This window comes from Pilimelia columellifera subsp. columellifera, assembly GCF_039532605.1.
Classification (GTDB): domain Bacteria; phylum Actinomycetota; class Actinomycetes; order Mycobacteriales; family Micromonosporaceae; genus Pilimelia; species Pilimelia columellifera.
This window is the reverse complement of record NZ_BAAARY010000046.1, coordinates 1-5,916: the sequence shown is the minus strand read 5'-3', so window position 1 is coordinate 5,916 and position 5,916 is coordinate 1. Positions and strand designations below refer to the sequence as shown.

Here is a 5,916-nt window from a genome sequence, read left to right as displayed (position 1 = left end):
ACCGAGGGCCCCGCGCCCTCTCCAACACCGTCCGTTATGGACGAGGTGCCCGTGTCGTCCCCGCCGACGATCACGCCCTTGCTGAGATCACCTCACTGGCGCTGCGCCGAACCGCCACCGGGACGCGGGGAGGGGTCTGGTGTCCCGGAGGCCTGTTGTTTCGGCGCTGGATCCGCCTCGCGGGCCTCCTCGCTGCGCCGAGGGCGGCCCTAACTTTGGCTGCTACCGTGCCGGCCGGAGGAGTCCGGTCGCTGCGCATCGGCCATGCCCGTCGGGTGTCCGTGGGTCGGGTTCGTGCGCTGGGCATTCAGTCTGTGGTCATCCTCCGGTTGCGGAGGATGCGGCGTACGCCGAGGATCGCGATGCCGAGTCCGGCGCCTGCGCTGAGGAACCCGAGGAAGAGGAACAGGAAGATCGGGCTCATCCCGAGCGTCTTGCCCTCGGGCCCGAGGACCGTGCCGATGAGGAACCCGAGGAGCGGCCCCAGGACCATCATTCCGCTGCCGAGGATGACCAGCCACACGCCTGGCGGGACCGGCATCAGCCGGATCGGCCGGCCTTCTTCGGGACCGGCCTCGAGGTCAGTGTTCATCAGGTGTCCCTTCCGCGGTGTTGGTCACCGGTGAAGCACCGCTGACGCCCGGCGCCGTTCTGCCGCGAAATCCATCGAGGAACGGGCCGATGATGTCCATCGGCAGGGGGAAGACGACGGTGGAGTTGTGGTCGGCGCCGAGCTCGAGCAGGGTCTGGAGGTAGCGCAGCTGCAGGCTCGCCGGGCTCTCGCTGAGCGTCTTCGCGGCGTCGCGAAGTTCCGCCGACGCCTGGAGCTCGCCTCTGGCGTTGATGACCTTGGCGCGCCGCTCCCGTTCGGCCTCGGCCTCGCGTGCCATCGCACGCTGCATCGCCTCGGGGATCTCGACGTCCTTGATCTCCACGACCTCGACCTTGACACCCCACGGCTCAGTCATCAGTGCGATCGATTTTGCCAGGTCCTCGTTAAGGTCCGCCCGGTGCGCGAGCAGCGTGTCGAGGTCTGCGCGGCCGACGACTGACCGCAGGGTGGTCTGGGCGATCTGGGAGGTGGCGACCGCATGGTTCTCCACCGACATCACGGACTTCACTGGGTCGACCACGCGGAACATCACGACGGCGTTAACCCGGGCCGGGACGTTGTCGCGGGTAATCACCTCCTGCGGCGGGATGGTCAGGGTGACGATCCGCTGGTCCACCCGGATCAGCTTGTCGACACCGGGCAGCAGCATCCGGGCGCCCGGGCCCAGCGGTTCCCTCAATCGTCCCAGCCGGAACACCACGCCTTGCTCGTACTCCTTCAGCACCCGCGTCGAGGTCACGGCCAGAGCCAGCAGCAGAAGAAAGACGACGGTCGCGATGATCACCTTCTTGCCTCCGGCCCGGACTCGCGTCGGTCGGATCCGTAGCTCGAACGCCGCCGGATCAGGGCGGCCGTAGCGGCCTCGCGCTCGGCGACGGCGTCGTCGAGCGAGCGGTGGAGCATCCCTTCGGGGATGACTACCGTGGTGCGGAGCAGATGTGACCAGAGGGGCACGCTCAACAGCAGTGCCGCTGCCACGGCCGCGGCCAGGACCAGCAACGAGTCACCGCCCGGACCGGCGAGTGCGGTGCCGACCGGCCACACCAGACCGAGAACCACTACCACGCAGGCGATCCCGCGGTGGAATCGCGCCGCCTCGGAGGCTGGCCACGAGTCGACCACCCGCTGGACCTCACGCCCGGAGGGCGAGGTCGTGCAGGTGTCCTTGACCGGGCAGGCGTTGCAGACTGAGGGTGTGCCACGGTAGCGCATCACCCGGTTGTGCGCGTCGAAGGACTGCGGCCACAACCACTGCTCCTGCGGGCACTTCCACGCGTCGTGGTCGGAGTGGTAAGTGAAGCCACCGGACAAGCCGCCCTCGGAGACCGCCGCTGCGCGGCGTGCCAGAGTGTCGATCATGTACGCCAGTCCCACGAGCGTCAGGCAGTAACCGGCCGCCATCCACACCTCCACTCCCACGGCAGAGGCCGAGAACCCGGTCATGGTCCCTCCGCCTCGTCGCGCCGGTCAGAGGCGTAGCGGCCCCGTGACGGAAGCGCCTCGCCCGCGGTAGACGCCGTGCCGGCCATCGCTGAAAGGCCCGTGCGGTCCTGCGCCGCCTCGGCGGTCTCCTCAACGTAGAGCGTCTCCGGCGGCAGGTCGGTCGCCGTCGCCTTGATGCCGTGGCGGATGCCGAGGTAGGTGATCCACAGGAACGGCAGCACGCCGCCGATGATCAGAATCAGGTCACCGGGCATCCGCATCCACTCGAGCAAGGCGTTTCCCGGTTCGGTGATGTAGCTGAGGGTGCGTGCCTCGAAGTAGCCGTCGTTGACCGAGTGCCACAGCTGCAGAATCCCCAGCGGGAGCAGGGTCACGAACACCATCCAGGCCAAGCCGATGTTCAGCGACCAGAAGGAGAGCTTCGCCAGCTTGTCGGGCCACTTCGACGCCGGGACGATGTACCGCAGCGCGAAGAACGCCAAGCCGACCGCGAGCATGCCGTACACGCCCATCATCGCGCCGTGCGCGTGGTTGGCGGTCAGCGCCGTGCCGATCTGGTAATAGGACACGATAGGCAGGTTGATCAAAAAACCGAAGACGCCGGCGCCGACGAAGTTCCAGAAGCCCACGGACACCAGGAACATCACCGCCCAACGGTGCGGGAACGGCGCGCTGCTACGGGTCTGCTGCCGGGCGCCGAGTTGCAGGAAGGTCCACGCCTCGACCGTCAGGAACGTCAGCGGGATCACCTCGAGCGCCGAGAAGAACGCACCCAGCGCCATGTGCTCCACCGGCGTTCCGGAGAAGTACAGATGGTGCATCGTCCCGATCACGCCGCCCGCGGAGTAGAGGATGACGTCGAGGAAAATGATCTGGATGGCGGTCCGGCGCCGGACCACACCCAGCATCACAAAGATGTAGGCCACCATCACCGTGGTGAACAGTTCCAGGAAATCTTCCACCCACAGGTGTACGACCCAGAAGCGCCAGAACTCCGCCACCGTCAAATGGCTCCCGGTCGATGCCAGCATGCCAACCGCGTAGAAGGCCGGGATGGCAAGGCCGGCGTAAAGGAACAGCCACGGCATGTTGAGCTTGTGCTCGGTCTTCAACCGCGACCGGATACCGCGGTAGATGATCGCGATCCACAGGAACAGCCCGACCACCAGCAGACCCTGCCAGAACTTCGGCAGATCCAGATACTCCCACTGCTGGTCGAGAAAGATCGACCCCTTCGCCCCATCGACGCCGAAGATGCTGATCGCCTCACCGGTCAGCGAGCCGACCACCACGATCACCAACGCGCCGAGCAGGCCCCAGGCCAGCCAGTGTTGCCGCCCGGGCTCGCGGCCAGCGATGATCGGCGTGAGGAAGATGCCGGCCGCCAGGAACGCCGCCGCGGTCCAGAACAACGACAGCTGCACATGCCAGGTCCGGGCCAGGTTGAACGGCAACACTTGAGCAAGGTCGATGCCGAAGAACGTGCTCAGGTCGGCCCGGTAGTGCTCGATCGCGCCACCGAGCAACGCCTGGACCAGAAAGAGCGCGGCCACGACGAAGAAGAACCACGCGGTCACCTCCTGCGCCTTGGTGATCTTCACCTCGCCCGGCTGGCGAAATGCCAGGGCCGGCTGCTCCGAGGCGTGCCAGCCGATCTTCCGGCTCCACCGCCCGTAGAGCGCGAACAGCGCCCCCAGGCCGACCAGCAGAGCCGTCAAGGACAGACCCGACCAGACCACGATGTCGGCGGTCGGGGTGTTGTCGACACGCGGCTCGGGCGGCCAGTTATTGGTGTAGGAGTATTTGTGACCCGGGCGCTCCGCGGCGCTCGCCCACGCCGTCCACGAGAAGAACGCTGTCAGCTCGTGAATCTCCCGAGGATCGGTGATCACCTGCGGGATCAGGCCGTACTTCGTGCTGTCCGTGCCGAAGAACTCGGCGTAGTGCCGGGTGGCGTCCTGGAACGCCGACACCTGCTCCGCGGTGAAGACCAGCTCGCCGCTGGCGTCGTCGTATCGGTTCTCGCGCAGCATCCGCTTGGCGGTTTCGGTGGGCTCCAGTTGCCCGGAGTAGGAGAGTTGGGCCTTGATGTGCTCGGCTGAGAGGCGCAGGTACTCCGCGGTGTAGTCCGGGCCCAGATACCCGCCATGCCCCATCACGGAGCCGTACTGCTGTAACCCCCGGCGCAGGAAAGTCTGCTGTCCGGCCGTCACGTCCGCCGCGGTATAGACCACCTGACCGCCGGGACCGGTCACCCGCTGCGGCAACGGCATCGAATCGGTGTAGGTCCGCAGGGCCAGCATGCCCATGACGAAGAACCCGAAGACCATTACCAAGGCGACGCCCTGCACCCACCCCTTGGAGAGGGTCAGCTCCGCCCGCCGGGAGCCCTCCACCTGCACCTGATCAGACAAGTCCCCGGCCTTCCGTCCATCAACGATACGATCGACCGCATCGAGAAGTCAGATTCTGCGCAGCCCTAGGTTGCTGATCGCTCCAGAACATACACAGATCACCTCTTTGAGTCAGCCATTCCACCCTGACGGCGCCCGCGCCCCAATCCACGAACGCCCCATCCACCGGTGACTGCGTGAGAACCAGATCAGCTCGTCCTTATCCGTTGCCTTCTCGGCCGGTACTACTGGAACCCCTGCTGCCTGGGAGATTGCGTTCTCGCGGTTCAGCCTGCTGAATCCTCTCTGATCCCCGTACTGACCGTGACTACTCCCGGGGCCGACGCGCCGCCACGCCCGGTCACCGATGGTGAGGGCGGTGGCCTGGTGGCTGCGGTGAGCCTGGTTCCGGACCCGCGTAAACCCCGCGGTGTGCAATCTCCTCACGGCCTTGCTGACCGTGGCGGTGTGCGCGGTCCTGGCCGGCGCCACCGTGTAGCGGCTGCTGACGCTACGGGGCGCCCGCCTGGCCGGCGGCCGGCAGACACATCCGCTTTCCGCGCTCGACACCAGCACCGGCACCATCCTGGCCCAGGTCACCGTCGACGCGAAAAGCCACGAGATCCCGGCGTTCACGCCGCTACTCGACGCCGTCGAGCGTCTGCTGGGCAGCCTGGCCGAAGTCCGTTTCGTCGCCATTGCCATGTATAGCTCAAAACTCTGCCCTGGGCGCAAGTCCCGGTCGGTGGCCGCACCCGCAACACCGGCAACGGCCGTAAAGAGACCCGTACCGTCAACGCTCCGAGCGGGAAAGGGGCTTCGATCGGTCGAGATCGTGTCAAGATTCGGCGAGTTCCCGACGTCCCGGAGGAGACCGATGAGCGCGCCGCTGCCGTACCAGTTCTTGCCGCCCGTGCCCGCCTTTACCCTCAAAAGTGCTGATCTGGCCGATGGTGAGCCGCTGCCCGAACAGCACACCCTTGACCACGGCAACCGGTCACCCCAGCTGGCCTGGTCGGACTTTCCAGCGACGACACAGGGCTTCGCCGTCAGCTGCTACGACCCGGACGCGCCTACCGGTTGTGGCTTCTGGCACTGGCTGATGGTCAATGTTCCGCGCCCCGTCACCGCCATCGAGCGGGGCGCCGAGCCGCCGACGGGCGCGCTCGTCATCCGGAACGACTTCGGCGAGGCCCGGTACTGCGGGGCCGCACCGCCGCCCGGTCCCGCGCACCGATACGTCTTCGCGGTACACGCCGTCGACGTACCCGATCTAGGGGTAAGCGCCGACGCCACAGCTGCCATGACCGGCTTCCACCTGACCGCCCACACGGTCGGCCGGGCCGTGCTGATCAACCCGTACCCGGCCTAAGACCGTGTGTCATTTGGGGTTGTTGCAGCGCCTGGTCGTTCGTTGAGCTGGTGTGGATGATGTTCAGAAGTACTGCCCCGAACCGTTGTGGCAGA

5 protein-coding genes are annotated in these 5,916 nt (G+C 66.7%); 1 reads left to right on the top strand and 4 read right to left on the bottom strand.

The annotated features are described in order from the left end of the window. Positions 1–307: 307 nt before the first annotated feature. Genes ABD287_RS18015 through ABD287_RS18000 form a run of 4 tightly spaced genes read right to left on the bottom strand, consistent with a single transcriptional unit; the run spans position 308 to position 4,470 of the window. Positions 308–592: a hypothetical protein gene (locus tag ABD287_RS18015; protein WP_344174674.1), complete on the bottom strand. Its 285-nt coding sequence runs from the start codon at positions 590–592 to the stop codon at positions 308–310. Continuing rightward, positions 582–1,397 (bottom strand): slipin family protein, encoded by an 816-nt coding sequence (locus ABD287_RS18010; protein WP_344174671.1) that lies wholly within the window; start codon positions 1,395–1,397, stop codon positions 582–584. Before ABD287_RS18010 ends, ABD287_RS18015 begins: the two co-directional genes overlap by 11 nt. Then, complete coding sequence (locus tag ABD287_RS18005) at positions 1,394–2,056, bottom strand: hypothetical protein (protein WP_344174669.1); 663 nt, start codon at positions 2,054–2,056, stop codon at positions 1,394–1,396. Before ABD287_RS18005 ends, ABD287_RS18010 begins: the two co-directional genes overlap by 4 nt. Beyond that, a complete protein-coding gene (locus ABD287_RS18000) occupies positions 2,053–4,470 on the bottom strand; it encodes a nitric-oxide reductase large subunit (RefSeq protein WP_344174666.1) in 2,418 nt (805 codons plus the stop codon). Before ABD287_RS18000 ends, ABD287_RS18005 begins: the two co-directional genes overlap by 4 nt. Before the next feature lie 856 nt (positions 4,471–5,326). Here ABD287_RS18000 and ABD287_RS17995 point away from each other — a divergent pair. After that, on the top strand, positions 5,327–5,821 hold the full coding sequence (locus ABD287_RS17995) for a YbhB/YbcL family Raf kinase inhibitor-like protein (RefSeq protein ID WP_344174664.1): 495 nt from the start codon (positions 5,327–5,329) through the stop codon (positions 5,819–5,821). The last annotated feature ends 95 nt before the right edge of the window (positions 5,822–5,916 follow it).

Bases quoted from the DNA above. Each gene is read 5' to 3' on its own strand.
- ABD287_RS18015 (WP_344174674.1), bottom strand. From the start codon at position 592: ATGAACACTGACCTCGAGGCCGGTCCCGAAGAAGGCCGGCCGATCCGG.
- ABD287_RS18005 (WP_344174669.1), bottom strand. From the start codon at position 2,056: ATGACCGGGTTCTCGGCCTCTGCCGTGGGAGTGGAGGTGTGGATGGCG.
- ABD287_RS17995 (WP_344174664.1), top strand. From the start codon at position 5,327: ATGAGCGCGCCGCTGCCGTACCAGTTCTTGCCGCCCGTGCCCGCCTTT.